Source organism: Paracidovorax valerianellae (assembly GCF_900102625.1).
GTDB classification, from domain to species: domain Bacteria; phylum Pseudomonadota; class Gammaproteobacteria; order Burkholderiales; family Burkholderiaceae_C; genus Paracidovorax; species Paracidovorax valerianellae.
In genome coordinates this window covers 235,157-259,854 of sequence record NZ_FMZC01000005.1, presented here as the reverse complement: position 1 = coordinate 259,854, position 24,698 = coordinate 235,157, and the positions used below count along the sequence as shown (strand labels likewise).

General features: G+C 63.7%; 17 protein-coding genes. 11 read left to right on the top strand and 6 right to left on the bottom strand.

Going from position 1 to position 24,698, the window contains the following annotated elements:
• Positions 1 to 13: 13 nt before the first annotated feature.
• Both BLT03_RS11080 and BLT03_RS11075 read left to right on the top strand, forming a co-directional pair.
• Positions 14 to 1,336 carry a glycosyltransferase gene (locus BLT03_RS11080; RefSeq protein ID WP_092743521.1) on the top strand — a complete coding sequence of 441 codons (1,323 nt, stop codon included), beginning with the start codon at positions 14 to 16 and terminating at the stop codon, positions 1,334 to 1,336.
• Positions 1,337 to 1,354: 18 nt separating this feature from the next.
• Positions 1,355 to 1,564: an MbtH family protein gene (locus tag BLT03_RS11075; RefSeq protein WP_092743519.1), complete on the top strand. Its 210-nt coding sequence runs from the start codon at positions 1,355 to 1,357 to the stop codon at positions 1,562 to 1,564.
• A gap of 50 nt (positions 1,565 to 1,614) precedes the next feature.
• Here BLT03_RS11075 and BLT03_RS11070 read toward each other — a convergent pair whose 3' ends face one another.
• A complete protein-coding gene (locus BLT03_RS11070; protein ID WP_139160373.1) occupies positions 1,615 to 2,361 on the bottom strand; it encodes an MOSC domain-containing protein in 747 nt (248 codons plus the stop codon).
• A 211-nt stretch (positions 2,362 to 2,572) separates the two neighbouring features.
• On the opposite strand from BLT03_RS11070, the gene BLT03_RS11065 reads away from it, so the two are divergent.
• Genes BLT03_RS11065 through BLT03_RS11055 form a run of 3 tightly spaced genes read left to right on the top strand, consistent with a single transcriptional unit; the run spans position 2,573 to position 6,650 of the window.
• Positions 2,573 to 3,172, top strand: coding sequence for a (2Fe-2S)-binding protein (locus BLT03_RS11065; protein ID WP_092743515.1), 600 nt, complete (start codon positions 2,573 to 2,575; stop codon positions 3,170 to 3,172).
• Positions 3,169 to 4,251 (top strand): FAD binding domain-containing protein, encoded by a 1,083-nt coding sequence (locus BLT03_RS11060; RefSeq protein ID WP_092743513.1) that lies wholly within the window; start codon positions 3,169 to 3,171, stop codon positions 4,249 to 4,251. Before BLT03_RS11065 ends, BLT03_RS11060 begins: the two co-directional genes overlap by 4 nt.
• Positions 4,248 to 6,650: a xanthine dehydrogenase family protein molybdopterin-binding subunit gene (locus BLT03_RS11055; RefSeq protein ID WP_092743511.1), complete on the top strand. Its 2,403-nt coding sequence runs from the start codon at positions 4,248 to 4,250 to the stop codon at positions 6,648 to 6,650. Before BLT03_RS11060 ends, BLT03_RS11055 begins: the two co-directional genes overlap by 4 nt.
• A 49-nt stretch (positions 6,651 to 6,699) precedes the next feature.
• On the opposite strand, the gene BLT03_RS11050 is transcribed toward BLT03_RS11055, so the two are convergent.
• A complete protein-coding gene (locus tag BLT03_RS11050; protein ID WP_139160372.1) occupies positions 6,700 to 9,507 on the bottom strand; it encodes a hybrid sensor histidine kinase/response regulator in 2,808 nt (935 codons plus the stop codon).
• Positions 9,508 to 9,751: 244 nt separating this feature from the next.
• On the opposite strand from BLT03_RS11050, the gene BLT03_RS11045 reads away from it, so the two are divergent.
• On the top strand, positions 9,752 to 10,606 hold the full coding sequence (locus BLT03_RS11045) for a restriction endonuclease (protein WP_092743507.1): 855 nt from the start codon (positions 9,752 to 9,754) through the stop codon (positions 10,604 to 10,606).
• A gap of 18 nt (positions 10,607 to 10,624) precedes the next feature.
• Here the strand turns inward: BLT03_RS11045 and BLT03_RS11040 are convergent, their stop codons facing one another.
• The 3 genes from BLT03_RS11040 to BLT03_RS11025 form a co-directional block, all read right to left on the bottom strand.
• Complete coding sequence (locus BLT03_RS11040) at positions 10,625 to 12,433, bottom strand: RecQ family ATP-dependent DNA helicase (RefSeq protein ID WP_175537730.1); 1,809 nt, start codon at positions 12,431 to 12,433, stop codon at positions 10,625 to 10,627.
• Positions 12,434 to 12,557: 124 nt separating this feature from the next.
• Complete coding sequence (locus BLT03_RS11035; RefSeq protein WP_434802349.1) at positions 12,558 to 14,651, bottom strand: TonB-dependent siderophore receptor; 2,094 nt, start codon at positions 14,649 to 14,651, stop codon at positions 12,558 to 12,560.
• 619 nt (positions 14,652 to 15,270) lie between these two features.
• A complete protein-coding gene (locus BLT03_RS11025) occupies positions 15,271 to 16,971 on the bottom strand; it encodes a sensor domain-containing diguanylate cyclase (RefSeq protein WP_092743496.1) in 1,701 nt (566 codons plus the stop codon).
• A gap of 73 nt (positions 16,972 to 17,044) precedes the next feature.
• Between BLT03_RS11025 and BLT03_RS11020 the strand changes: the two genes are divergently transcribed.
• The 5 genes from BLT03_RS11020 to BLT03_RS11000 all read left to right on the top strand — a co-directional run bounded on the left by BLT03_RS11020 (position 17,045) and on the right by BLT03_RS11000 (position 24,089).
• Positions 17,045 to 17,872, top strand: coding sequence for a plasmid replication/partition related protein (locus BLT03_RS11020; protein WP_092743493.1), 828 nt, complete (start codon positions 17,045 to 17,047; stop codon positions 17,870 to 17,872).
• Positions 17,873 to 18,005: 133 nt separating this feature from the next.
• Entirely contained in the window at positions 18,006 to 21,494 is a 3,489-nt protein-coding gene (locus tag BLT03_RS11015; RefSeq protein WP_092743491.1) for a response regulator, read from the top strand.
• Positions 21,491 to 22,342: a CheR family methyltransferase gene (locus BLT03_RS11010; RefSeq protein WP_092743603.1), complete on the top strand. Its 852-nt coding sequence runs from the start codon at positions 21,491 to 21,493 to the stop codon at positions 22,340 to 22,342. Before BLT03_RS11015 ends, BLT03_RS11010 begins: the two co-directional genes overlap by 4 nt.
• Positions 22,339 to 22,938 (top strand): chemotaxis protein CheB, encoded by a 600-nt coding sequence (locus BLT03_RS11005; protein ID WP_092743489.1) that lies wholly within the window; start codon positions 22,339 to 22,341, stop codon positions 22,936 to 22,938. The genes BLT03_RS11010 and BLT03_RS11005 overlap by 4 nt, the downstream gene beginning before the upstream one ends.
• A complete protein-coding gene (locus BLT03_RS11000) occupies positions 22,935 to 24,089 on the top strand; it encodes a hybrid sensor histidine kinase/response regulator (RefSeq protein WP_217640157.1) in 1,155 nt (384 codons plus the stop codon). Before BLT03_RS11005 ends, BLT03_RS11000 begins: the two co-directional genes overlap by 4 nt.
• Before the next feature lie 186 nt (positions 24,090 to 24,275).
• On the opposite strand, the gene BLT03_RS10995 is transcribed toward BLT03_RS11000, so the two are convergent.
• The gene (locus tag BLT03_RS10995; protein WP_434802346.1) at positions 24,276 to 24,653 is read right to left on the bottom strand and encodes a response regulator; all 378 of its coding nucleotides are present in this window, start codon (positions 24,651 to 24,653) and stop codon (positions 24,276 to 24,278) included.
• Positions 24,654 to 24,698: the final 45 nt, after the last annotated feature.

The window sequence follows — 24,698 nt, the reverse complement described above, 5'->3', positions numbered from 1 at the left end:
AGAGGAGGAAACCATGGCACGTTATCTCATCGCAGCGACCCCTTTACCGGGGCATGTGCTTCCCATGCTGGCGATCGCCCAGCATTTGGTGAGACAGGGGCATGAAGTGCGGGTGCACACCGCCAGCCACTTCCGGGAGCAAGCGTTATCGACGGGCGCTTCGTTCACGGCGTTTCACAGATCCATCGATTTCGATCACCATCAGCTGGACCAGCGGTTCCCGCAGCGGCTGCAACTGGCTTCTGCCCACGCACAACTGTGTTTTGGACTCAAGCACTTCTTCGCCGACGCCATGGCGCCCCAAATGGAGGGGCTGCGCGGCATTCTCGAGCACTTCGAGGCGGACGCGATTTTGGTGGACACCATGTTCTGCGGAACGTTTCCTCTGCTGCTGGGCCCTCGTGAAGATCGGCCGCCCATCGTGTCCATCGGCATTTCGGCGCTGGCACTGTCCAGCCGGGACACCGCTTTCTTCGGGACGGCACTGCCGCCTTCCTCCACTCCCGAAGGGCGCGTGCGCAATCAGTCCATGAACCGGAATCTCCAGCAGGCGATGTTTGGCGACGTGCAGCGCCATTTCGACGGGCTGTTGTTGCGCCTGGGATCGCGGCCGCTGCCGGGGTTCTTCGTCGATGCAATGGTGACATTGCCGGATCTGTACCTGCAGCTGACTTCCGCGGCATTCGAATACCCAAGAAGCGACTTGCCAGCTTCCGTGCGGTTTGTCGGTCCGCTGCTGGCGCCCGCGCGCTCCGGGTTCAATCCGCCTGACTGGTGGGGTGAACTGGACGATGGGCGCGCGGTCGTGCTGGTCACGCAAGGCACGCTGGCCAATCAGAACCCTGCGCAACTCATCGCCCCTGCGGTGCAGGCGCTGGCAAAGTTCGACGACATCCAGGTGATAGCGACCACGGGCGGGCCGGTACCGCCAGGCCTTGCGGCCGCGATGCTCCCTGCCAATGCCCGGGTCGTACCCTTTTTGCCGTACGACCAGTTGCTGCCCAAGGTGCATGCGATGGTGACCAATGGCGGATATGGGTCGGTCAACCATGCGCTCAGCCTTGGTGTGCCTCTGCTCGTGGCAGGTGGCACCGAGGAAAAGCCGGAAATTGCCGCGCGGGTGGCTTGGTCGGGTGCGGGTATCAACCTTTGCACCGGTCAGCCGAGTGCGCGTCAGATCAGCGACGCCGTGCGCAAGCTGCTTGACGAGCCCTCGTATCGGCAGCGGGCTCAGGCATTGCGCCAGAACTTCGCGCAACACTGCGCCTTGACCGAGATTGCAGAGGCTCTGGCCATCGTCCAAGAAACCGCCTCCGCCCCTGCGGAATTTGCCTGAACCTTAAGGAGATCCCTGATGAGCAATCCCTTCGACGACGAGAACGCCAAATTTCTGGTGTTGATCAATCCAGAAGGCCAGCATTCCTTGTGGCCTGCTTTCATTGACGTGCCGGCTGGCTGGGACGTAGCTTTGCCAGCAGCCGACAAAGCGGCTTGCCGGACGTTCATCGAAACCGGCTGGACCGACATGCGCCCACGATCACTCGTTGCCGCGATGGGGGGATGATCGAATATGGGTCGCGGGCGCTAGCGGCGGCGGGTGGCTCGGCGATCTTCTCAATCGCCGAGGTCCGGGCGCACATCGAAGAGTTCATCACCCGCCCAGCGCTGCTCCGCCGGCACTGCACCGCTTGGCTGTGCACGCATCGCCACATCGGGGCTCAACTGGCTCAGCACGCGAGGGAAAGCGCGGCAGTAGGTCTTTGACACCCCTGCGAGCTCGGCAAGCTGACGATATTCGATGAATTGGCCCGAAGGAACTTGCTGAACGATGTTCGCGACGCGCAGTTTCCAGTCATCGCTCATGGGTGTAATGGGCGATGGGCTTAGGCCAACAAGGTCGCCCACTCGAAGTGTTCCGCCTTCGAGAACCCGTGCCAGCACGCCACGGCGACGCTTCAGTGCTTTTGCCAAGCCCGGTTGATGACGTTCCAGCCGCACGCATGGCTCGCACTGGAACGTGATCCACAACACCACATCGGCACCGATCCGTAGCAGGGAACCCGAGCGGAGTTCATTGGTCGGGAAGTCGATCAACAGGCTCTCCCGAAGCGAAAAGGCTGGCAGATCGAGTTCACCATAGACGCGTTCTTCTGCGATCAACATCTGGCGCGGCGAGTGCATGCCGGCGTGCCTGTCGCCGGACAACCCCTCATGGGCGACCGCAACCGCCTCTTGAACAGATTGCGGCCCAGGCGAGCCTGGGCTGCGCAGGCGCAGCGCTTTCAATCTCCCTACATGGCGCCATTGCCTAAGGGGTGAAAGGGGGCTGTCGGAGAAAGCGTTCTGACCAATTCGCGTCATGGCTGCATTAAGGCTGCTGGTGGGAGGGCGGAGGCAGAGGCAAAGGCTGTGGTCTTACTACCCCGTGGCATGTCCGGGTCCACAGGCTGCAGCGTAACTGCCCAAGCATGGGCGCCGATCCATTCGGTCAAGAGCGCGCGCAATTCCTACAACCCTGCTGGAGGTCATCCCAGCAAACTGGGCCGCCGCCACAGGCCGAGAAGGAAGCCCGATGAACTCCAGCCACCTCCCGTCCGCAGTGCGCAGCGAGCACGCTGCTGATGCCTGCACCTCTGTCCACTCCGTGCATTTGCGCGTGAATGGGCAGCCTCACGACATCGAAATTCCCAGTTGGGTCACGCTGCTCGACCTGCTGCGAGAGCGCCTTCACCTGACGGGCACCAAAAAAGGCTGCGACCACGGGCAATGTGGCGCATGCACGGTGTTGGCCGATGGACAGCGCATCAACGCTTGCCTCACGCTCGCCGTCATGCAGGAGGGGATAAATATCACCACGGTGGAAGGACTGCCCGCGCTGGCCGGGGAGGAAGCCAGCGGCAATGGGCTGCACCCCTTGCAGCAGGCCTTCATGGACCATGACGCCTTTCAGTGCGGCTATTGCACACCAGGGCAGCTTTGTTCAGCGGTTGGCTTGCTGAACGAGGGTGGAGCCCGAACCGCCAATGATGTGCGAGAGCGCATGAGCGGCAACCTGTGCCGTTGCGGAGCCTACCCTCAGATCGTGCAGGCCGTTTCGCAGATCGCGGGAATCCGCGTCGGGTCTGCCGCATTCCCTGGTTCCGCCGGCCCGTTTACTGAAAGCCAGCCATGAGGGGTTTCCAATACGCGGCCGCGACTGCAACCGATGCCGCTCTTGCGGAGATGCCCAGTGAAGTCCCCGATATCGGGGACACCGCACCGCATGCCAAATTCATCGCCGGGGGCACCAATCTCATCGACCTGATGAAGGAAAACGTCATGAGGCCACAGCGCCTCATCGATGTGAGCCGCCTGCCGCTCGCAGCCATCGAGCCATTGCCCGACGGAGGTGTGCGCCTGGGGGCCATGGCGCGCAATGCCGCCACAGCGCGCCACCCTTTGGTAAGGGAGCGGTACCCCTTGTTATCGGCCGCCATTCTTGCCGGGGCCTCTCCCCAGATTCGCAACATGGCGTCCAACGGAGGCAATCTGCTGCAGCGTACCCGGTGCTATTACTTCTACGATGTCGGTGTACCTTGCAACAAGCGTCAGCCCGGCACCGGTTGCCCGGCACGCGACGGATTGGCCAGGCAATTGGCCATTCTGGGCACCAGCGATCACTGCGTGGCCACCCACCCTTCAGACATGTGCGTGGCCCTGGCGGCGCTGGACGCCGTGGTGCATGTTCGGTCGTCGCGGGGCGAACGCGAAATTCCGTTTGCAGACTTTCACCGGCTGCCAGGCAATGCTCCGCATCGGGACACCACTCTGGCCGGTGACGAACTCATCACGCACATCGACCTGCCTGCCAACACTTTGGCGCCCCACAGCACCTACCTCAAGATTCGAGACAGAGCGTCCTATGCCTTTGCGTTGGTTTCTGTCGCGGCGGCCTTCGATCTGGACAGCGCCGGCCACATGCGCAACGCCCGCGTGGCACTGGGAGGCGTCGCCCACAAGCCGTGGCGCAATCCCCTCGCGGAGCAGCAACTGGACGGCGAGTTGCCCGACGCCACGGCCTTTCAGAGGGCGGCAAACACGTTATTGCAAGACGCCCGCGGACATGGAGCGCCAAGTGGCCCAGGGAACAACCGTTTCAAGATCGAACTGGCGCGCCGCGCTGTGGTTCGCGCCCTTGAAATGGCGCGCGATGGTGAATTGACCAACACCGGCGAACTCGGTGCCGGACATCTGCAGGAATTTCAGCCATGAACGCTCCTCACGACTTTGATGCGAATGCCCACAAAGCGCTGCCGCTCTCTCAGCAGCCCATGGCGGAGCCAGGAACGGGCACGGTAAAAACTGGCATGCCGGTTTCACGCATCGACGGGCGCCTCAAGGTAACGGGGCAGGCGCGCTACGCGGCAGAGCCTTTCTGCGAGGAACTGGCCTATGGTGTGGTGGTGAACAGCACCATCGCGAAGGGGCGAATTCTCAGCCTGCGGAGTGACCGCGCCCGCGCGGTACCCGGCGTGCTGGACATCATCACGCACGCGAACCGCCCCTCGATGCGGTCTCTCGACCTCTTCTACAAAGACATGACGGCCCCCGCCGGGTCGCCTTTCAAGCCGCTGCACGACGCGTGCATCCGTTACAGCGGACAACCCGTCGCGCTGGTGGTGGCAACGACCTTCGAGGCAGCACGCTGCGCTGCTGCGCTTATTGAGGTGGACTACGAGGTGGAAAAGCACGAGACGCACCTGATGCGCAATCTCCATCGCGCGCACGTGCCGAGCCGGCTCAAAGCCGGCTATTCGCCCCCACCCAAGCCCCGGGGCGATGCGCCAAGGGCGTTCGACGCAGCGCCAGTGAAAATCGACGCGCAGTACTACAGCGGCGTCGAACACCACAACCCCATGGAAATGCACGCGTCGACTGTGCTGCGCAGTCCGGATGGACATCTCACCATTTACGACAAGACCCAAAGCCCGCAGAACAGCCGATGGGTGGTGTCCCATGTGTTCGGCTTGTCTCAGGACAAGGTGACCGTTCGCAATCCCTTCGTCGGTGGCGCCTTCGGTTCAGGGCTGCGGCCCCAGTACCAGCTGATCTTGGCGGTGATGGCTGCGCTGCATCTGCAGCGCTCGGTGCGCGTCGTGCTCACGCGGCAGCAGATGTTCACGTTCGGACATCGGCCTGAAACCTGGCAGCGGGTGCGACTGGCTGCGGACCGCGATGGCACCCTGCGGGCTGTCATGCACGAGGCCGTGGCCGAGACCTCCCGGTTCGAGGACTATGTGGAAGTCGTGGTGAATTGGTCGGGGCAGCTTTATCGGTGCGACAACGTGCGCCTGGACTATCGGCTGGTAGCGCTCGACCAATACAGCCCGCTGGACATGCGGGCACCGGGCGCCGCGCATGGCGTCCATGCTCTGGAAGTGGCCATGGACGAATTGGCTTACGAACTGCGCATGGATCCCTTGGATTTGCGCCTGAAGAACTACGCGGAACGCGACGCTTCGAAAGATCTGCCTTTCTCCACCAAGGAATTGCGCGCCTGCTACCAGCAAGGCGCGGAACGTTTCGGTTGGGCGCGCAGGCCGCTGGAGCCACGCTCGATGCGGGAGGGCCGGGAATGGGTTGGCTGGGGCATGGCGACAGGCACCTGGGATGCCATGCAAATGCTTGCGCGTGCCCGCGCCGTACTGCATGCGGACGGGCGTTTGGTCGTCAGCAGCGCGGCATCCGATATCGGCACGGGCACCTATACCGTGATGGCCCTGATCGCCGCAGAGGCGATGGGACTGCCACTGGAGCAGGTAACTTTTGAACTGGGCGATTCCAATTTGCCGTTGGCGCCCATCGAGGGCGGATCGTCGCACGTGGCCACCATAGGGGCTGCGGTGGAAGGCGCGTGCGAGAAGCTGCAGCGATTGCTTTGGGCCCTCGCACGACGCAACCCTGCACTGGGCTTCGGCCGCGTGCTGCTTCAAGATGTTGAATTCAAGAACGGCCGCATGCGGCGGCGCGATGCGCCCCATGACGAGGAAGGCGTCGCCCTGGCCGACATTCTTGCGGCGCAGGGGCGTTCGATGGTCGAGGTGCGGCACCTTCTGCTTCCCAATGTGCTTCGGCAAAAGAAGTTCGTGAGGGCGACACATTCCGCAGTGTTCTGCGAAGTGCGCGTGGATGAGGAACTGGGGACGGTCCGCGTCACGCGGGTAGTCAGTGCGATTGCCGCAGGCCGCATTCTGAGCGCCAAGACCGCGCACAGCCAGATCACCGGTGGCGTGGTGTGGGGCATCAGCCAGGCCCTGCACGAGGAGACGCAGACCGACCATGCGCTGGGCCGTTTCATGAACCACAACTATGCGGAATACCACGTTGCAACCAATGCGGACATTCCGCCCATTGATGTGATCTTCGTCGACGAAGACGACCGCATCGTCAGCCGGATGGGCTCCAAGGGGGTGGGCGAAATCGGCATCGTGGGTGTGGCGGCTGCAGTGTGCAACGCGATCTTTCACGCGACCGGACGCAGGGTGCGGTCTACACCAATGACGCCGGACAAGGTGATGCTCCCCGCGCACGATGCCTCATCGCTGGCCCTTGATGGCGAACCAGCAGCGGCCATGGGCGAGCCTTCTCAAGCTGTTCGTACCTCGTCCTGACTTCGAAACCCGTGATGGATGTAGGCGCGCTTGCGAGTGGGTGAAGCGGTCACTCTGCTCTGGCACTGCGCTCGTCTAACAACGCTTTAAGGCGCTCGAGCAGGCGGTCCATTTCCACAGGTTTGGAGAAATGGTCGTCGAATCCCGCCGCCAGCGCGGCCTGCCGATCCGATTCGCTTCCGTAGCCAGTCAATGCCACCAGAGGTAGCGCGTGGGTTAGAGGCTGCGAGCGGACTTGGCGGGCGAGTTCATAGCCGCTGATTTCCGGCAAGCCGATGTCGAAAATCGCTGCGTCAAAAAAATCGGCTTTCAAAAGCGCCAGGCCTTCCTGGGCGCTGTAGGCAACCTTTACCTGGTGGCTTTCCATGCCTAACCACTCGGCCAGCAGGTCGGCGGCATCGCGGTTGTCGTCCACCAAGAGCAATCGCAGCGCTGGCGTTCGTTCCTGTCCCTCAGGGGCATCGGGCACAGCGGGAGTTTCAGACTCGATGTGCAAAGGCAGTCGCAGAGTAAAGGTGCTCCCCTGGCCGGTTCCCTCACTGTGCGCCTCGATCGTTCCGGCGTGCAGCGTCGTCAAGCTCTTGGCGATGGCTAGCCCGAGGCCCAGGCCGCCCGAAGCGCGTTCCAAGGCCTGTTCTGCCTGCACGAAACGTTCGAACACCTGGGCAAGCAGATGGGGTGGAATGCCGATGCCCTCATCGGTCACGCGCAACATGGCCCACTGGGCGTCGCTTTCCACGCGCACACGGATTGGCGCGTCCTGTGGACTGAATTTGGCCGCGTTGGTGAGCAGGTTGCAAACGATCTGGACGAGCCGCAGCAGGTCACCCTGCACCAGCACTTCAGATTCAGGCAGGTCGAGATGTGGCAAGGCGCTGCGCCCTTGCAGCGCGGGCGACGTCAACTCGATGGCGCGCTCCACGACCTCACGAAGGTCTACCGGTTCGAGCGACAGCGTGATCTTGCCGGACACGATTCTGGAGATGTCGAGCAAGTCGTCCACCATGCGCGAGAGGTGCTTGACCTGGCGCCCGATGATTTCCCGCTCTCGGGTGAATGCAGCGGGATCGCGTCGGGCAATCAACTGCAGCGCCAGCACGATCGGCGCCAACGGATTGCGAAGCTCATGGCCGAGCATGGCGAGAAACTCGTCTTTCGCCCGGTTGGCGGATTCCGCTTGCCGCTGGGCCTTGCGCGCCTCCGACAACAGTAAGGCGTTGTCCAGGGCCAGGGCGGCACGCTGTGCCAGCTCACCGATCAGCGCGATATCCTCGGTCTGAAAGGTCCACCCTGGTTTGGCCCTCAGCACAGCCATCGTGCCCAGCGTGCGGCCACGGGCCACCAGGGGAACAATGCAGCCCGCATCCGTCCTGATGCCGGGAACCAGCGCTTGCAGATCGAAATTTGCACCTTGCGCATTGCCGGTTGCTTGCGCAGCGTGGATGCTGGGTTTTCCTGTTTCTATGGCGATCGCAAGTGCCCGCGGAGCTGTGTCCCCCGCACTTGGTGCCATGGCCTTTTCGGCATGTTCGCCACCGATTTCTACGGGACGGCTGTGGATCAGTCTCTGTCGCAATACGCCCTGGTCATCGAGCAAATCGATGCGGCACGCATCTCCGACGGCGGGGACGACCAGGTGCGTAATCGTCGACAGCGTGGAGGCTTCCTCCAGTGACCCCGAAAGCAACGCACTGGCATGGACCAGCAACCCCAGCCGCTGCTCGGCCGCTTGGGCGGCAGACCGTGCGTGGCTTTCGAGCTGCAACAATCTTTCGCGCTCCGCCTCGCTGCCGGCACGCTGCACGGCGGCAGATTCCAGCGCCCGGGCCACTGCATCGATCTCTGTGATGCGCGACATGCCGGAGGACCGCTGTTCGCCCCGGCCCAGTGCATCGGCGTCGTCGCGCAGGCTCCGCATGGGTACGGTGATGGATCGGGACATCCACCAGGCCCCCGCCCCGCCGAGAGCGAGCGACGCGAACAGACCCAGCACGTAGGCCCCGGCCGTGCGCCACCAGGAACTTTCTGCCTGCGACATCGAGGTGCCAAGAACGAGCGTCCAGCGGCCTTCGTCGATGCGAGCCAGCACTGTCTTCGCGCGCACGCCATCGACATTCGTGCTGGTGCCCACCAACTCTCGCTTGTCGCTGCCGAGGGCCTGGAAAAGCGGCTTCAGCGACTCGCTGGGGGCGGAGCCCCTCCACCGCTCGTCATCGGTCGTGCGTGCGATGCGAACCTGGTTGGCATCGAACACGGACACATACCAACCTTCGGGAATCCGCTGCCCCCGAAGTACCGCAGCAATGGCTTCCGGCCGGATCACGGCGGTCAGTACATACCTCACCACTCCGTCCCTAACCACAGGCACACGCACAGGGAAAGCAAAATTGCCGGCCGCCCCGCGTGCCATCGCACCGGCGACAGGGCGCCCGCTGCGCACCGTTTCCTCGAAACTGAATCTTTCGATCACCCGGGGAGCCACTCCGTTGCCGTTGCCGTTGCCGCTGTCGGTGGAGAAGACTACCCGGCCTGACGGGTCTGCCAGCAGCAATCCGCGCCACTCCGGATGGGAGGCGCGTACTGCATGGCTGAGTGCCAGTGCCTGTTCCCTGCCTTCGCCTTCAGCCGTTGCCAACGGTTCTGCCAACGCAAGCGTCTGCAACGCAGAAATGGTCAGTCGCAATTCGCCTTCCACAGCGGTGGCCAAAGCGCGTGCCACCCCCAGGCTGGACGCTTCGTTTTGCGCGCGCTGGCTTTCAAAGAGTGCAGAAAGGGAGATGGCGCACACGACCGCCAGCGGAAAGATCGCCGCCACGGCCACGAGCAGGAGTTGGGTCTGGAGAGGAACAGTGCGCACAGGGATGTTGAACTCGGTAAACCCACCGCCACAACCAAAAAGGCACGGTGGAGCTTCGGATGGCCGGTCCAACGGGATCACCGAGGGCGCAGCGCTGTCAAAAACGCAGCGGCATGTTATCTCCACCGCAGTGATTTACAGCAGTCTCAACGAGGCAAATTTCGAATCACGCTGTCCGCACCTTCTCTATTTGTTGCAAAATGTTCGGTTGATCCGCTCAGCGGAATTCAGGAGGGGAAAAGGGATGGCGAGACGTCACAAACAAAGTGCCGCAGAAGGATTGGTCGAGCTCATTGCGCAATTTCCATGGTGGGTCGGAACGGCGTTGGCTGCGGCGGCTTATTGGGCGCTGCACAGCTTGGCATCGCAGCCTATGCCGCCGGCCCGCACATCGCAGGAAATAGCCTCCTTGGTGACTGGAAGCATGTGGCGGGGATTGGCCTACGGTGCCCAGTTCGTGGTGCCGCTTCTTTTTGGACTGGGCGCTTTGCTGTCGTTCATGAAGCGGCGCGAACGCAGCAAGCTTTTGAACGACTGCGGCACGGCCAATTCCAGCGCACAGGCTTTGCAAGGCATGTCATGGCAGGATTTCGAAAAACTGGTGGGTGAAGGATTTCGGCGGCGGGGCTATTCGGTTCAAGAGCGAGCAGGCGAGGGCGCCGACGGCGGAGTGGACTTGGTTTTAACGAAAGATGGCGAGAAGTCTTTCGTCCAATGCAAGCATTGGAAAGCCTTTCAGGTCGGTGTTCCCGTGGTTCGTGAGTTGTACGGCGTCATGGCCGCACATGGGGCTTCGGCAGGCTTCGTGGTGACCTCCGGGCGCTTCACCCATGAGGCGACAGCCTTTGCCAGTGGCCGCAACATCCGGCTCATCGATGGCGCCACGCTGCTGCAGCTCATCCGGGAATCCGACAGTGATCGCAACCCCCGGCCACAAGTTGCGGTTGAAGGCGCTGCCCCAACGCAACTGCAGCAACCGGTATGTCCCAAATGCGGCGGCGCAATGGTTCAGCGCATTGCCAAGCGCGGGCCATCGGCTGGCAACGCGTTCCTGGGCTGTTGCCACTACCCGTCCTGCCGGGGAACGCGCAGCAGTTGAGTCAGTGCTTGACCCGTTTCAAGACAATGGCTTCGCTCGGCTGTCGCGAGGAATGAACCGTTGCACGAACTCCGGCTGAAAGCAGCGCTGGCTACCATCAGCGAAATCCACGGTCACGGAAATCGCATCGACCGCGGCCACGGTGCCTTGCCCATAGCGCTTCACGCGCACGCTGGCTCCCCGCTCGAATGTTTTATTTTCAACGGGCGCAGGTTGCACCGGCGCTACCGCTTGCAGCGTTGAAGGAGGCGCAGACTGCTCGCCATCGCTGCCTCCAAGGCCTCTAACCGTTTCAGCAGCGCGCTCGGCCAGGGTCTGCTCTGCCAGTTTCGCCATTCGGACGCAGTTGTCACACGTGCTGCATCGCTGCGGAGAGTCCGAGGGATCGAAATATTCAAGCAACACTTGCCAACGGCAACGGCCCGTTTGCGCGTAAAAAACCATGCGTTCCAGCGCTTGCTGGTCTTGCTCGCGTTTGTCTGCGTAGGACTGCATGAGTGCGCGCACTGTGGCCGGCTCCAGTTCGGACCGGCGCAAGGAAAGTGCGCCATTCTTCGTCTTGGCAACGATCTTGTGCCGCTGCAGCAGGCCCAGCCCGACCTGTAGCTTGCTGCGTGGCCGATCCAGGCGGGCTTGCAAACTGTCGATTGTCCAGGCGTTCTCGCCTTGAGGCGCCGGGTCGTGCAGGGCTTGGTAGAGCGCGTCGAGGTCATCCGCACTGGGGTAACGGCCCGCCAGAAAGAACTGCTGCACCGACTTGTCTTTGCGCATGAAGAGCAGGGTGCAGTCCGCAGGCTCGCCGTCTCTTCCGGCGCGACCTGATTCCTGGTAGTACGCGTCCAGCCCGCCGGGCATTTGGTAGTGCACGACGAAGCGCACATCCTGCTTGTCGATGCCCAGGCCGAACGCATTGGTAGCAACCATCACGCGCACATCTCCGCGCATGAACGCGTCTTGGGCGTCGCTTCGCTCCTGCGCAGGCATACGGCCATGGTAAAGGCCGGCCGACACATCGGCGGCGCACAGAGCGGCGTGGACTTCCTGGGCTGCTTTCACCGTGGCCGTGTACACCAGTCCAGCCCCTTCAGCAGCCTGGATGATGTCGATGAGGCGACTGCGCTTTTCCGCTTCGGTGGCGAGGGCCTCTGCTCGGTAACGGAGATTGGGCCGATAGGTCCCCGTGTCCACCACGCCGGTTGCAGGAATGCCCAGTTGCCGGCGGATGTCTGCTGCCACCGGTCCAGCGGCGGTGGCGGTCAGTGCCAATATGGTCGGCCGGCCCAGTCGCGCTGCAGCACCCGCGATTTCCAGGAATGCCGGCCGAAAATCGTGGCCCCATTGCGAAATGCAGTGCGCTTCGTCCACGGCGAGCAGACCGACCTTGCCGCTGTCGGCCAGCAGGGCCAGAAAATCTGCATCTGCCAACCGCTCTGGCGTGGTCAAGACGATGCGCGCGCTGCCATCGGCGATGGCCTGTTCGGCCTCGCGCGTTTCCTGGGGGGTGAGCGCGCTGTGCAATTGCACGGCAGGTACGCCACGTTCACGCAGCGATTCGCATTGGTCCCGCATCAAGGCGATCAACGGGGACACCACGACGGTCCGGCCCTCGATCAACAAGGCCGGCAATTGATAGCACAGTGATTTTCCGGCCCCAGTGGGCATCACGGCCAGTGTGTTCTCGGACTGCAGGACGCGTTCGATCACCTCGCGCTGGCCTGCGCGCAGTTCGCGCAGCCCGAATGTGTTTTTCAGCAGGGACCGAACGCGGGAGGCAGAGGGCGCGCGGGTTGGCCGCGCCTTGCTGGAGTGGCGGGGGGAGGCAGGCATGGGCTCAGGCGATGGGTGGGGCATGAGGCTCCATGCTCGCCAGCGGTCTGGGCAGGCGGCGTCGGACGTTGCTCACGTCCGGTGTCATCCGCCGCCCTCCGCTGTCTGTCCTGTCCGAACGGCGTCAGAAGCGTGCCTGGAGCCCCACAGTCACTGTGCGCGCCGTGCCAGGTGCAACCCAGAGGCGGCTGTACGAGCTGCTGTAATAGGTGGTGTCGAAGACGTTGTCCACGTCCAGCGTCAGGCGCACCGCAGGGGTCACCCGCCAGTACGCCACCAGTTTGGCGGTGCGGTAGCTCGGAAGGTCGAATGCAGCCGATCCAGCGTCGGCCTCGGCCTGCGTGCGCGCCTGGCCCAGTCTGCGTCCCACATGGGTTACACCGCCGCCGATGCCGTAGCGCTGACCGTTATCGAAAGCGTTTTCGTACACCGCCAGAACACTGCCATTGACCTTGGGCACGTTCAGCAGCCGACCCCCGACCTCCAGCGTGTTGTCGCGTGTGATTTCCACATCGTTCAGCACCAGGCTGGCATTGACCCGCCAGCGGGCAGTTACCTGCCCAGCAAAATCAAGCTCCAGGCCACGGCTTTGCACTTCGCCAGCGGCCACGGAATAGCCGGAGTTGAGTGGATCGGACGTAAGCACATTGCGTTTGCGAATGTCGAACAAGGCGGCCGTCGCGCCCATGCGTTGGTCGGCGCTTTCCCATTTGGCGCCAACTTCCAAAGAGCGACCGGTTTCCGGATCGAAGGCCTGCGCGGCGCTGTCCGAGCCGACGTTCGGCCGGAACGAGCGCCCGGCGTTCGCGTAGACCGTCCACTGCGCCGAGGGCAGCCAGCTCAGCCCGATGCGTGGCGAGGTGGCCGACGGGTCCTGGTGAACCGTGGACCCGTTGCGGCGGTTTTCCAGCGATTGCTTGTACTGGTCCACTCGCACGCCGCCGACCAGCCGCCATTGTGGTGCCAGCTTGATGGCGTCCTGAAAGTAAAACGCGGTGTTGCGCTGGCGCTCCAGCGTATCTGTGTTGGGCAGCGGCGTGGGCCGCGTCTGACCATAAGTGGGTGCCTGGATGTCGATGGCATAGGGCGCCGCGGCCGTCGGGTTGGCGCGGAGCATCAGGGTGTCCATATGGAACTTGAAGCTTTCCATGCCAAACAGCAGTTCGTGCGCAATGCTTCCCGTTTCCACGGTACCTTGGATTTCTGCCTGCAGGGCGATGTCATCCGATGCGAAGTCTCGAAAACGTCGCTGGCGCGATAGCAAGCCATTGGCCTGCAGCGCGCTGGCTTCGGTGGAAAAGCCTTGCACCGAGGTTTCCCGGTACGACAGACCCAGCCGGCTGCGCCACTGCGGTGTCCATTCGTGTGACAGGATGAACTGGTGGGTCTGGTTCTCCAGCGTCACATCGCCGTCGCCGGGCTCGCCCAGAAAGCGGCTGCGCGGAATGGTTCCCAGCTGGTTGTTCACGGCCACGACGCCCCGGTCCAGCGGCGTTGCATGGCGCAGGAATTCACCCGCATATTCCAGCACCGTGTCGCGTCCCAGCTTCCAAGTGAAAGCCGGTGCGACCACGCGCCGCTCGGAGCTCACATGGTCGCGAAAGCTGTTTCGGTCCTCTGCCGCGACATTCAATCGATATGCAAAGTTTTCGCCGATGGGGCCGGTGCTGTCGAACGCGCCGCGCTTGAGCCCCTGGCTGCCGACCGAGCCTTCGACCGAGTTGGCCGCCTTCCAGAGCGGGCGTTTGCTCACGATGTTCAGGGTGCCGCCGGGCTCGCTGCTTCCGTAGAGCGCAGCGGCCGGGCCTTTGAGGAATTCGATGCGTTCCACGCCGGCCAGATCGCGCGGGGCATTGAATCCGCGGTTGGAGGAAAAGCCATTCATCAACGTGGCCATGCCGGTGTTTTCATTGCCGGGCAAACCGCGGATCGCAATGTTGTCCCACAGGCCGCCGAAATTGTTCTGGCGGGAAACGCCGCCCACATAGTCGAGCACGTCATCGAGCCGCGTAGCCCCCAGATCGTCAATGGCCTGGCGGGTGACCACGCGAACCGATTGGGGCAACTCCCGCAGTGGCAGGTCCGTTTTCGCGCCAGCGGCTTCTTCTGCGTGGTATGCGCCGGATTCTGTGCGGCCCACGATCTCCACCGTGGACAACTGGGGTGCGTTTTCTGCTGCGGGTTGCGCCATGGCCGATCCGCATGACAGGGCCGCCATGGCAAACGTAAAGGGAAGGGGAGCGCGCGCTCCCCGGTAAGGGTGGAAGGACATGAAAAAGTCTCAGAAAGGAGGTCATCGGCCGCGAATCGCCGCGCCGGATGGGCGTGCACGGTCCCGCCTGTGGCGACATGGCACCACAGGCGGGAGGCAAATTGGGTCAAAAGCTGCGCTGGATGCAGCGCACTTCGTCAGGCGAGCCGGACGGGGGGATCGCGCGAGGCAAAAGGCCAGCGATCCGGTGTGGGTACGAAGGCAAAGGCCGCCTCAGGCTGCGGGCAACGGGCAACGGCACCGTCGGCGGCCATGGCCGCCTGTATTCCACCCGGCAGGACCGATGGCTGCGCAAACGCCATGCAACCCGCGCAAGGGCCGTGCTCTTGCGCATGGATCGGCTTGCTGGCTGGCGGCGCGTCGTCTTGCGCTGCGATGACTGCAGCATCTTGCCCCCCGCGGGCTGCGGCCTGGAAATGTTCCGCCTCGTGGAGGGGCAACCCGATGCACGTGTGGACGAACACGGCAATCAGGACCAGGCGGAGGAGGGCGCGGCAACGGTTCATGGCAAGGGGCGCCGAATCATAGCGGCGTCCGCAGCCCAGTCACGCCGGGGCGTGAAGTCTCAGGTGTTCTCGTTCGCCAGGACCACCTGATTGCGTCCTTGTTGCTTGGCTTGGTACAGGGCCTGGTCGGCACGCTGGACGAGATCGGTTTCGCGGGTGTCCCCCAGGCTGCTGAAGCTCATGCCCAGGCTCACGGTGATCTGGCCCACGGCAGGAAAGGGGCTCTGGCTCACGGCCAGGCGGATCTTCTCGGCAACCACCCGGCCTTCCTGCTGATCCTGGGGTTCCGGCAGCAAGACCACGAACTCTTCGCCGCCATAGCGCGCCACGAAGTCGGTAACACGCACACTGCCCGCAATCACCCGCGCCAATTGCTGAAGCACCGCATCGCCGGCCTGGTGGCCATGCTGGTCGTTGACGTTCTTGAAATGGTCCGCATCGATGAGCAGCAAGGCGAAGGTGCGCCCCGTGCGGTGAAAGAGCTGCACGTACTCGTGCAATTTCTCGTCGAACCTGCGGCGGTTGTACAGACCGGTGAGGGCATCGTGGACTGCCAGATTCTCCAACTCCTGGTTGGCGCGGTGCAGTGCCTGCGTGCGTTCCGCCACGAGTTCTTCCAGTGAGGTGTTCAACTGGGACAGTTCGCGTTCGCGCTCCAGCAGCGAGGCCGTCATCGATTGGAACGAATGGTTCAGCTGCGTGATTTCCGACGCGTGTTCGTCGCCCGGATACACCGGCGTGCCAGCACGGCTTTCGATCATGCGGGCGGCGCGCGCCAGTTGTTCGATGGGCCGGCTGATCCGCGCTGCCAGGCGGTAGGCGACCAGCGCACAGCCCAGGGCTGTGAGCAGGCCGAGAAGAATCAATTGCTGGCGCAGCGCTTTCACGGGCGCCAGCGCCTTGTCCAGCGGCTGGCGCACCACGATGCGCCAGCCCAGATCAGTGTGCGCCACGGTGGGTACTTCCACCACGCTGGTGAGGTATTGCGCCCCGTCATTCCATTCCAGGCGCTCCGACTCTGCCTGGGCACTGGCGCCATGCGGAAGGTGCAATTGCCCGGCATGCCGGAACGGGTAGAGGATGCGTCCCTCCTTGTCCGCGATCAGCACCTCGGCACCATGCTGTCCCACGCGGTTCACCACGATGGATTCCACCGTCTCGGTCACCCAGGACCAATGGGCGTGGGCGCCCAGCACACCCCTCAGTTGGCCCTGGTCATCCAGGATCGGGGCTGCAAAATCGATGAACCGCAGCGGCTGGTCGGGGTTCAGGTTGGGCAGTTGCTTGGCCAGCAGCACGGCTTCATGCACATCTCCTACGAACAATCCGGACCGGGCTGATTGGAACCATGGCCGGTGCTCCACCTGTGCGCCCACCAGAACGCCATCGGTGGCTTGCGCCACGCGACCACCCGCTTCGGTGACGCCGATCCAGGCGTATTCGTTGTGGGTCGCCTTGCGTAAATCCAGTGCTTGCCTGATCTCCGGAGCGGAGAGGTCGCCGCGCGTGAGCAGCGTCAACTGGCGCAGCAGGTCGATCTCCTGCGCTCGCTCACGCAGATTGGTAGCCAGCAGATCGGCGGCCGAACGGGCGCTGGTGTGCAGCAATTCGCCCCCGAACCGTGCCAGCTCTGCCGTGGCGATGTGGCCCACGTAAAGCCCCACGCCCAGCAGGCTGGCCAGCGACAGCCCGCCAAACAGCAGGGTGAGCTGTCCCCTGAAGCTATGGTGCGAGTGCGCTGCCTTATCGGTGGTTTCCATACGCCTTTCGTTTTTCCCCGCATCGGGGCGGGCTCTCTACAATGCCGGCCCTTTGGTCCTGGAATCCCTGCCCATGCATATCGTCGTCAACGAAGAACTGAAGGCCTATATCGACCCGCTGAGCCCCGATGAACATGCGGCCCTGGAGCGCAGCCTTCTGGCAGAAGGCTGCCGCGATGCGCTGGTGCTGTGGGGCGATGTGCTGGTCGATGGCCATAACCGGTACGGTATCTGCCAAAAGCATGGGTTGCCGTTCCAGACGGTCCAAAATCAAAATTTCCGCTCCATGGAAGACGTCCATCTCTGGATGATCGATCAGCACCTGGGCCGACGTAGCGTATCGGACTTTCAGCGCGGCGTGCTCGCTTTGCGTAAGCGCGAGATTCTGGCGGATCGCAATGCCCGCACCAGCAGTCCGGAGGCGGTCGAAGGTGCGCCGGGCGCTGGGGAGGGCTTGCCCAACGAGGCTGCCGATCGCCAGGAACCGTCCGCACAGGCCGCCCAGGCGCCCGGGATCGAGCCGCAGCCGCTCTCCAATCGGGAGGCCATTGCCAAGGCTGCGCGCCTCAGCAGCAGCCAGGTAGTGATGATCGAAAAGATCCGAAAGCAGGCGGCACCGGAAGTGGTGGCCGCCGTGAAGTCGGGCACGCTGTCGATCAATGCCGCCGCCGCCGTGGCCACCCTGCCGCAGGAAGAGCAGCGGGCCGCAGCCATCGCGGGCGGCGACGAGCTCAAACAGGCGGCCAAGCGCGTCCGTGAAGCCAAGCGCAAGCCGCGCGAAGAAGCCGATGCCTCCTCGGAAACCCTGCAATCATTGCGCGAACGCGTGGCGGAACTGACCGCCGAAAACGATGAGCTGCGCCGCCACTTGGCGCAGTGGCAGGCGAAGGCGGGCGACTAGAGACCGGGGGAGAGCACCCCGGTCTTTTTCTTCACGGTGCTTCTTCTGCTGAGCCGGTATCCGTACCTGGCGTGCGGACGTTATCTCCGGGCCTTTGGGGCTCTATGATTTGGGCCCACTCCGTTCAGTGCCCATGACCTCAAACGCCCCCTCCTTCCAGATCCAGCGAGGCTTGCCCATCGGCTTGTTCGCCGGTTTCATGTTGGCCGCGTTGGCCACCGCCTTCATCGCCCTGTTCACCTACCAGTCGCAGCAGGAGCGTGCCGAAGCAGTGGCACGCATCAATGCGGCCGTGGAGTCGCTGTCGCAGATGCAGACGGTTCTTTCCATCACGAAAGACGCCGAAACGGGCCAGCGCGGCTATTTGCTCACGGGCGAGACCCGTTATCTGCAGCCCTACACGGCAGCGCAGGCTGCGCTCAAGCCCGAGATGGGCCGGTTGCGCGCGCTGGTGCAGGGATCGCCTGACCAGTTGCAGCGGTTCGAGCATCTGCAGGCCTTGGTGGCCCAGAAGATGGGGGAACTCGATGAAACCGTGAATCTGCGGCGCCAGGGCAATGCGGAAGGGGCGGCAGATGTCGTGCGCACGGACCGGGGCCGGGCCACCATGGACGCCTTGCGCAACACCTTGCGCGAAATGCTGGTCGCCGAGCGCGCCGAGCTGGACAACCGGCGCAGCGAATGGGACAGCGCGGCCCGCTTCGGCGCCTATTTCACCTGGACCAGTTCCCTGGTCCTTTTGCTGCTGATCCTGGCGTCCGCCATTCTCGCGATGAGGGACCACCGTTCCAAGTCCCAGGAAGACTGGATCAAGAGCGGTCTGGTGGGTCTCGGCAACCGGCTGCAGGGCGATCACCGCCTGAGCGATCTGGGCCCGATCGTCATGAACTACCTGGCCGACTGGCTGGGCGCGCGGGTGGGCGCGGCCTATGTGGCGGAAGGTGGGGGCGTGTTCCAGCGTTTCGGCAGCTATGCACTGGCCGACCCGCAGGCCGGAGCGCGGGTGCTGAGCGGCCAGGGCCTGCTGGGGCAGGCTGCCGACTCGCGCCAACTCATGCATGTGAAAGAGGTGCCAACGAACTACCTGCCGATCTCGTCGGGAGTGGGGCACAGCACGCCGGCCGAGATCGTGCTCGTGCCTGCGGTGCACAACGGTGCCGTGCACGCGGTGATCGAGTTCGGTTTCTTTCGCACGCTGCGCGATGCTGACCTGGAGCTGCTGTCGCGCGCATCGGACCTGTTGGCGACGTCCATCCGCTCCGCCATCGACCGCACCAAGCTCGAAGCGCTGCTGGAAGAAACACAGCGGCAGGCCGAAGAATTGCAGGCGCAGCAAGAAGAGCTCCGCGTGAGCAACGAAGAGCTGGAGCAGCAAAGCCGGGTGCTGCAGGAATCGCAGGCCCAGATGGAGGCGCAGCAGACCGAGCTGGAGCAAAGCAATGCCCAGTTGGAAGAGCAGACGCAGCAACTCGAATACCAAAAGCAGCAACTGCTGCGCGCGCAGGACGCCCTGTCGCAAAAAGCCAATGACCTGGAGCAGGCGAGCCAGTACAAGAGCGAGTTCCTGGCCAACATGAGCCATGAACTGCGCACCCCGCTGAATTCGAGCCTCATCCTGGCCAAACTGCTGGCTGACAACAAGGCCGGCAATCTGACGGGCGAACAGGTCAAGTACGCCCAAACCATCCACGGAGCAGGCAACGATCTGCTGGCACTCATCAACGACATCCTGGATCTGTCCAAGATCGAAGCGGGGCAGGCCACCATTTCCGTCGAACCGATGGATGTCACCCGCGCAGTGAACGCCTTGGTGGACCCGATGCGTCCCATCGCGCACGACAAGGGCCTGGAACTGCATTGCGCCGTGGAGCCGGGCACGCCTCCTATCCTGCAGACGGATGTGCAGCGATTCGGCCAGGTGCTGAGAAACCTCCTGTCCAACGCGATGAAGTTCACCGAGCAGGGCAAGGTCGCCCTGCGTGTCTTCGGCAACGCCGATGGCACCGTGTCCTTCGCGGTGAGCGACACAGGCATCGGTATTCCCGAGCACCAGCAGGAACTGATCTTCGAGGCATTCCGGCAGGCGGATGGCAGCACCCATCGCCGCTATGGCGGCACCGGGCTGGGCCTGTCGATTTCGCGCGATCTCGCGCACCTGCTCGGCGGCAACATCACCGTGCAGAGCACGCCAGGCCAAGGCAGCGTCTTCACCCTGGTGTTGCCGCTGGTGGCACCGGTGCGCGCGCCACAGGAGCCGGCACGGCCCACTGCACAGGCGGCGCCGGCTCCCTCGGCCCCGCCACCGGCCAGCCGCTCCAGCGCCGGCCTTCCGGCGCCCGAAGCCGGAGGCGCGCAGCGGCCGGCGCCAGCGACGACCGACGTGCGCCGATCACCCAATGCCGTGCCCGACGACCGCGACCAGTTGGAGCCCGGCCGGCGCACCATTCTCGTGGTGGAGGATGACGTGCGGTTTGCCCGCATCCTGCTGGATCTTTCACACGAAATGGGCTTTCAGTGCGTGGTCACTCACACTGGCGGCGAAGGCTTGGCCGCAGCACTGGAATACATGCCGAGCGCCGTCGTGCTGGACATGAATCTGCCGGATTTCTCTGGCCTCGGAGTGCTGGACCAACTCAAGCGCAACCCCATGACGCGCCACATTCCGGTTCATGTGGTTTCCGTGGCCGATTACTCCCAGGAGGCCATGGGCCGTGGCGCCATCGGCTACGCGCTCAAGCCGGTCAAGCGCGACGAACTCGTGCAAGCGCTGGAGCGCATGGAGGCCAAATTCACGCAGGCCATGCGGCGCGTGCTGGTGGTGGAAGACGACGAGCGCCAGCGCGAAAGCATGCACCACCTGCTGGCCAACGGGGATGTGGAAATCGTCGGTGCGGAGACCGCGCAACGCGCGCTGGAGTTGCTGCGCACCAGCACGTTCGACTGCATGGTGATGGACCTGAACCTGCCCGACCTGAGCGGATACGAACTGCTGGAGCAGATGGCTGGGCAGGAAGACGTGGCGTTCCCGCCCGTCATCGTCTACACCGGCCGCTCGCTGTCGCGCGACGAAGAGCAGCGGCTTCGGCGCTTTTCCAAGTCCATCATCATCAAGGACGCCCGCTCGCCCGAACGCCTGCTCGACGAAGTCACGCTCTTTCTGCACCAGGTGGAATCCAAGCTGCCGGAAGAACGCCGGCAAATGCTGCAGATGGCCCGCGACCGCGAATCCACCTTTGAGGGGCGGACCATCCTGGTGGTGGAAGACGACGTGCGCAATATCTTTGCGCTGTCCAGCGTGCTCGAACCCACGGGTGCCAAGGTGCAGATCGCGCGCAACGGACGCGAGGCGCTGGAAGCGCTGGAGCGGGCGCAGTCCGGTGATGCCGCCACGGTGGACCTCGTGTTGATGGACATCATGATGCCGGAGATGGATGGCTTCACGGCGATGAACGAGATCCGCAAGCGCCCCGAATGGCGCCGCCTGCCGATCATCGCGCTCACGGCCAAAGCCATGAAGGACGACCAGGAGAAATGCCTGGCCGCCGGCGCCAACGATTACATCGCCAAGCCGCTCGATGTCGAAAAGCTCCTGTCGCTGGTTCGCGTGTGGATGCCCAAGTGACCGATGACTCCGTAGCGCAGCAGCGCAAGAAAACCTTCGATATCGAGCAGCACTTGCTGGTCGAGGCGATCTACCGGCGCTACCACTACGACTTTCGCGGCTACGCGCAGGCTTCGCTCAAGCGCCGCCTGCAGACTGCGCTCACCCGGTTCAACTGCCGCACGGTGTCGCAGCTGCAGCATCTGGTGCTGCACGACCCCGAGGTGTTTCCCGCCATGCTGGAATACCTCACGGTGCAGGTGAGCGAAATGTTCCGCGACCCGACCTATTTCCGGGCGTTGCGCGAAACCGTGGTGCCGGTGCTGCGCACCTATCCGTCGCTCAAGATATGGGTGGCCGGGTGCAGCACGGGGGAAGAGGTCTACTCGCTCGCCATCCTGCTGCGCGAGGAAGGGTTGCTGGAGCGCACCCTCATCTACGCCACCGACATCAATGCCAATGCCTTGCAAAAGGCCGAAGCCGGCATCTACGCCATCGAACGCGTACCTTCTTTCACGGAAAACCACGCCAGATCGGGCGGAAAAACGTCGCTGTCGGAGCACTACACGGCGGCCTACGGGCGTGTGGTGCTCGACAAGAGCTTGCGCCGGCACATCGTGTTTTCCGACCACAGCCTGGCCACCGACAGCGTGTTTGCCGAGGTGCAATTGGTCTCCTGCCGCAACGTGCTGATCTATTTCGACCGCGACCTGCAAAACCGGGCGCTGGGCCTTTTCAGCGACGCGCTGTGCCGCAAGGGGTTTCTGGGGCTGGGTTCGAAGGAATCGCTGCGGTTCTCCGCGCATGCCGGCGGCTTCGACGAGCTCGTGCCGCAGGATCGCATTTACCAGAAGAAGGGTGGCGCATGACCGGAGCAGCCCGTTCGGACCGCTTGGAGGCGGTGGTGATCGGCGGCTCGGCCGGAAGCATCGAAGCGCTGTCCGTGATGCTGCCCGCACTGCCGGCGGACCTTCGCGCTTCGGTGTTCGTCGTGCTGCACCTGCCCCGCGAGCGACCCAGCCTGCTGTGTGAAATTTTCCAGCCCAACTGCGCCGTGCCCCTGCGCGAGGCCCATGACAAGGAAACCGTGGAGCCCGGAACGGTGTATTTCGCGCCGCCCGACTACCATCTGCTGATCGATTTCGGTCCCTCGCTGGCGCTGTCGGTCGACGAGCCTGTGCATTTTTCGCGCCCTTCCATCGACGTGCTGTTCGAGTCCGCCGCAGATGCCTATGGCGAGCGCCTGCTGGGCATTTTGCTGTCCGGCGCCAACAGCGATGGGGCCCAGGGACTGGCGGCTGTACAGACCTTGGGTGGGACGACCGTGGTGCAGGACCCGGACAGCGCTCCCATGGCCTTCATGCCCGAGTCGGCGATGCGTGCCTGCACACCCGACCATGTCCTTCCTCCCCAGCGCATCGCCTCGCTGCTGACCACCCTGTTTCCCCGGAGAGCCTTTTCGTGATACCCGCCCCCAGCCCGCCGTCCCCCTTGCGCAGCTCTGCGCCGGTGAAGTGCCTGATCGTCGACGACGTCGAGGAAAACCTGATCGCTCTGGAGGCCTTGCTGCAGCGCGACGATGTTCAGATTTTGAAAGCCGCGTCGGGCTCTGAAGCGCTCGAGCAGCTCTTGGTGCACACCGACGTCGCGCTGGCGCTACTGGATGTGCAGATGCCCGAGATGAACGGCTTCGAGCTGGCGGAGTTGATCCGCGGCAGCGAGCGCACCCGCCATGTGCCGTTGATCTTCATGACCGCAGGCTCGCGTGACAGCAACTGGCAGTTCAAGGGCTACGAAACCGGTGCGGTCGACTTTCTGTACAAGCCCATCGATCCGCACATGCTGGTCAACAAGGCCAACGTGTTCTTCGATCTGCAAAAGCAGAAGGTCGCGCTCGCGCGCGAACTCCAGGAGCGCACCGAAGCCTTGCGGGTGAACGAGATGTTCATGGCCGTGCTGAGCCACGACTTGCGCGGGCCGTTGAGCGCCATCCTCGCCAGCGCCCTGGTGCTGCAGCGGCCGCAGGATGCCGACAAGGTGCGGTCCATCGCGGGCAAGATGCAGTCCAGCGCCCAGCGCATGGGCCGCATGATCGAAGACCTGCTCGACGTGACGCGGGCGCGGCAGTCCGGCGGTCTTCCGGTGAAGACCGGGCCGGCGGATCTGGGCGAATTGGTGCAACGGCCTGCGCATGAGCTTCAGGCCAGCCATCCTGGCCGGCGCATTGAAATCATCCAGGAGGGCAATCTCGCTGGCCAGTGGGATGCCGAGCGCCTGTGCCAGGTGGCGGCGAACCTCATGGGCAACGCCATCCACCACGGCGACCCGTCCGAGCCGGTGCAGGTGCGCCTGGACGGCACGGCGCCCGAACGGGTGGAGCTCACCGTGCGCAACGCCGGGGTGATTCCTGCGGCGCTCATTCCCCATCTGTTCGATCCGTTCCGGGGGCGGGAGCGCGAGCCGGGACAGCACCAGGGACTGGGGCTGGGGCTGTACATCGTTCACCAGATCGTGCAGCGGCATGGTGGCCGCATCGACGTGTGTTCGCGTGACGGCCACACGGCGTTTCATGTGCAGTTGCCGCGGCGCCCTGCCACAAAACCTGCCGGGCGCTAAGCGTTGCGCCGAGCCCGGTGGGTATGGGTATCGGGGGGCGCCCTTCAACCGTTCAACGATTGCCGATCGCCACAAAGGCGGCCACGCCGAAGACTTGGACTGATAGGTGCGAAGGTCAAGTGCGAAGGTCGGGTGCGAAGGCCCCGGCCGTCCGATGATCGGTCTGTAGAGACCAGATCTGGCGGATTAGTTGGCGCCGCGCAACTGTTCGCGGATCGAGTCCATCAGGTCTTCGAGTTCTTCCAGTTCGAAGGGCTTGAGCAGGGCGCGCACATTCGGGCCCAGCGTGTCCAAGCCATGGCTGAACTGGTAGCCCGAGCACAGCACGATCCAGCGCTGCGGGTTTTCCGCCACCAGTTGACGGCACAGGTCGGTGCCCGACATGCCTGGCAGGCTCACGTCGGTGACCACCAAGTCGTATGGACGCTCTGCGTCCATCTTCAAGGCCTCTTCGGCCGTGGCGCACAGGGCCACCTCGCGGTCGTCGCCCTCCAGCAGCATGCCGATGGTTTCGCGGAGTTCCGCGTTGTCCTCTACGTAAAGGATGCGCAAGGGAAGGGTCATGCTGTGGTCGGTCCGGTCGATCGGTCTGAAAAGGTCTCGGTCTGG

Excerpts from the sequence above, each read along its gene's own strand:
- BLT03_RS11080 (WP_092743521.1), top strand. The coding sequence starts at position 14 with ATGGCACGTTATCTCATCGCAGCGACCCCTTTACCGGGGCATGTGCTT.
- BLT03_RS11075 (WP_092743519.1), top strand. The coding sequence starts at position 1,355 with ATGAGCAATCCCTTCGACGACGAGAACGCCAAATTTCTGGTGTTGATC.
- BLT03_RS11070 (WP_139160373.1), bottom strand. The coding sequence starts at position 2,361 with ATGACGCGAATTGGTCAGAACGCTTTCTCCGACAGCCCCCTTTCACCC.
- BLT03_RS11065 (WP_092743515.1), top strand. The coding sequence starts at position 2,573 with ATGAACTCCAGCCACCTCCCGTCCGCAGTGCGCAGCGAGCACGCTGCT.
- BLT03_RS11060 (WP_092743513.1), top strand. The coding sequence starts at position 3,169 with ATGAGGGGTTTCCAATACGCGGCCGCGACTGCAACCGATGCCGCTCTT.
- BLT03_RS11055 (WP_092743511.1), top strand. The coding sequence starts at position 4,248 with ATGAACGCTCCTCACGACTTTGATGCGAATGCCCACAAAGCGCTGCCG.
- BLT03_RS11045 (WP_092743507.1), top strand. The coding sequence starts at position 9,752 with ATGGCGAGACGTCACAAACAAAGTGCCGCAGAAGGATTGGTCGAGCTC.
- BLT03_RS11040 (WP_175537730.1), bottom strand. The coding sequence starts at position 12,433 with ATGCCTGCCTCCCCCCGCCACTCCAGCAAGGCGCGGCCAACCCGCGCG.
- BLT03_RS11035 (WP_434802349.1), bottom strand. The coding sequence starts at position 14,651 with ATGGCGGCCCTGTCATGCGGATCGGCCATGGCGCAACCCGCAGCAGAA.
- BLT03_RS11025 (WP_092743496.1), bottom strand. The coding sequence starts at position 16,971 with ATGGAAACCACCGATAAGGCAGCGCACTCGCACCATAGCTTCAGGGGA.
- BLT03_RS11020 (WP_092743493.1), top strand. The coding sequence starts at position 17,045 with ATGCATATCGTCGTCAACGAAGAACTGAAGGCCTATATCGACCCGCTG.
- BLT03_RS11015 (WP_092743491.1), top strand. The coding sequence starts at position 18,006 with ATGACCTCAAACGCCCCCTCCTTCCAGATCCAGCGAGGCTTGCCCATC.
- BLT03_RS11005 (WP_092743489.1), top strand. The coding sequence starts at position 22,339 with ATGACCGGAGCAGCCCGTTCGGACCGCTTGGAGGCGGTGGTGATCGGC.
- BLT03_RS10995 (WP_434802346.1), bottom strand. The coding sequence starts at position 24,653 with ATGACCCTTCCCTTGCGCATCCTTTACGTAGAGGACAACGCGGAACTC.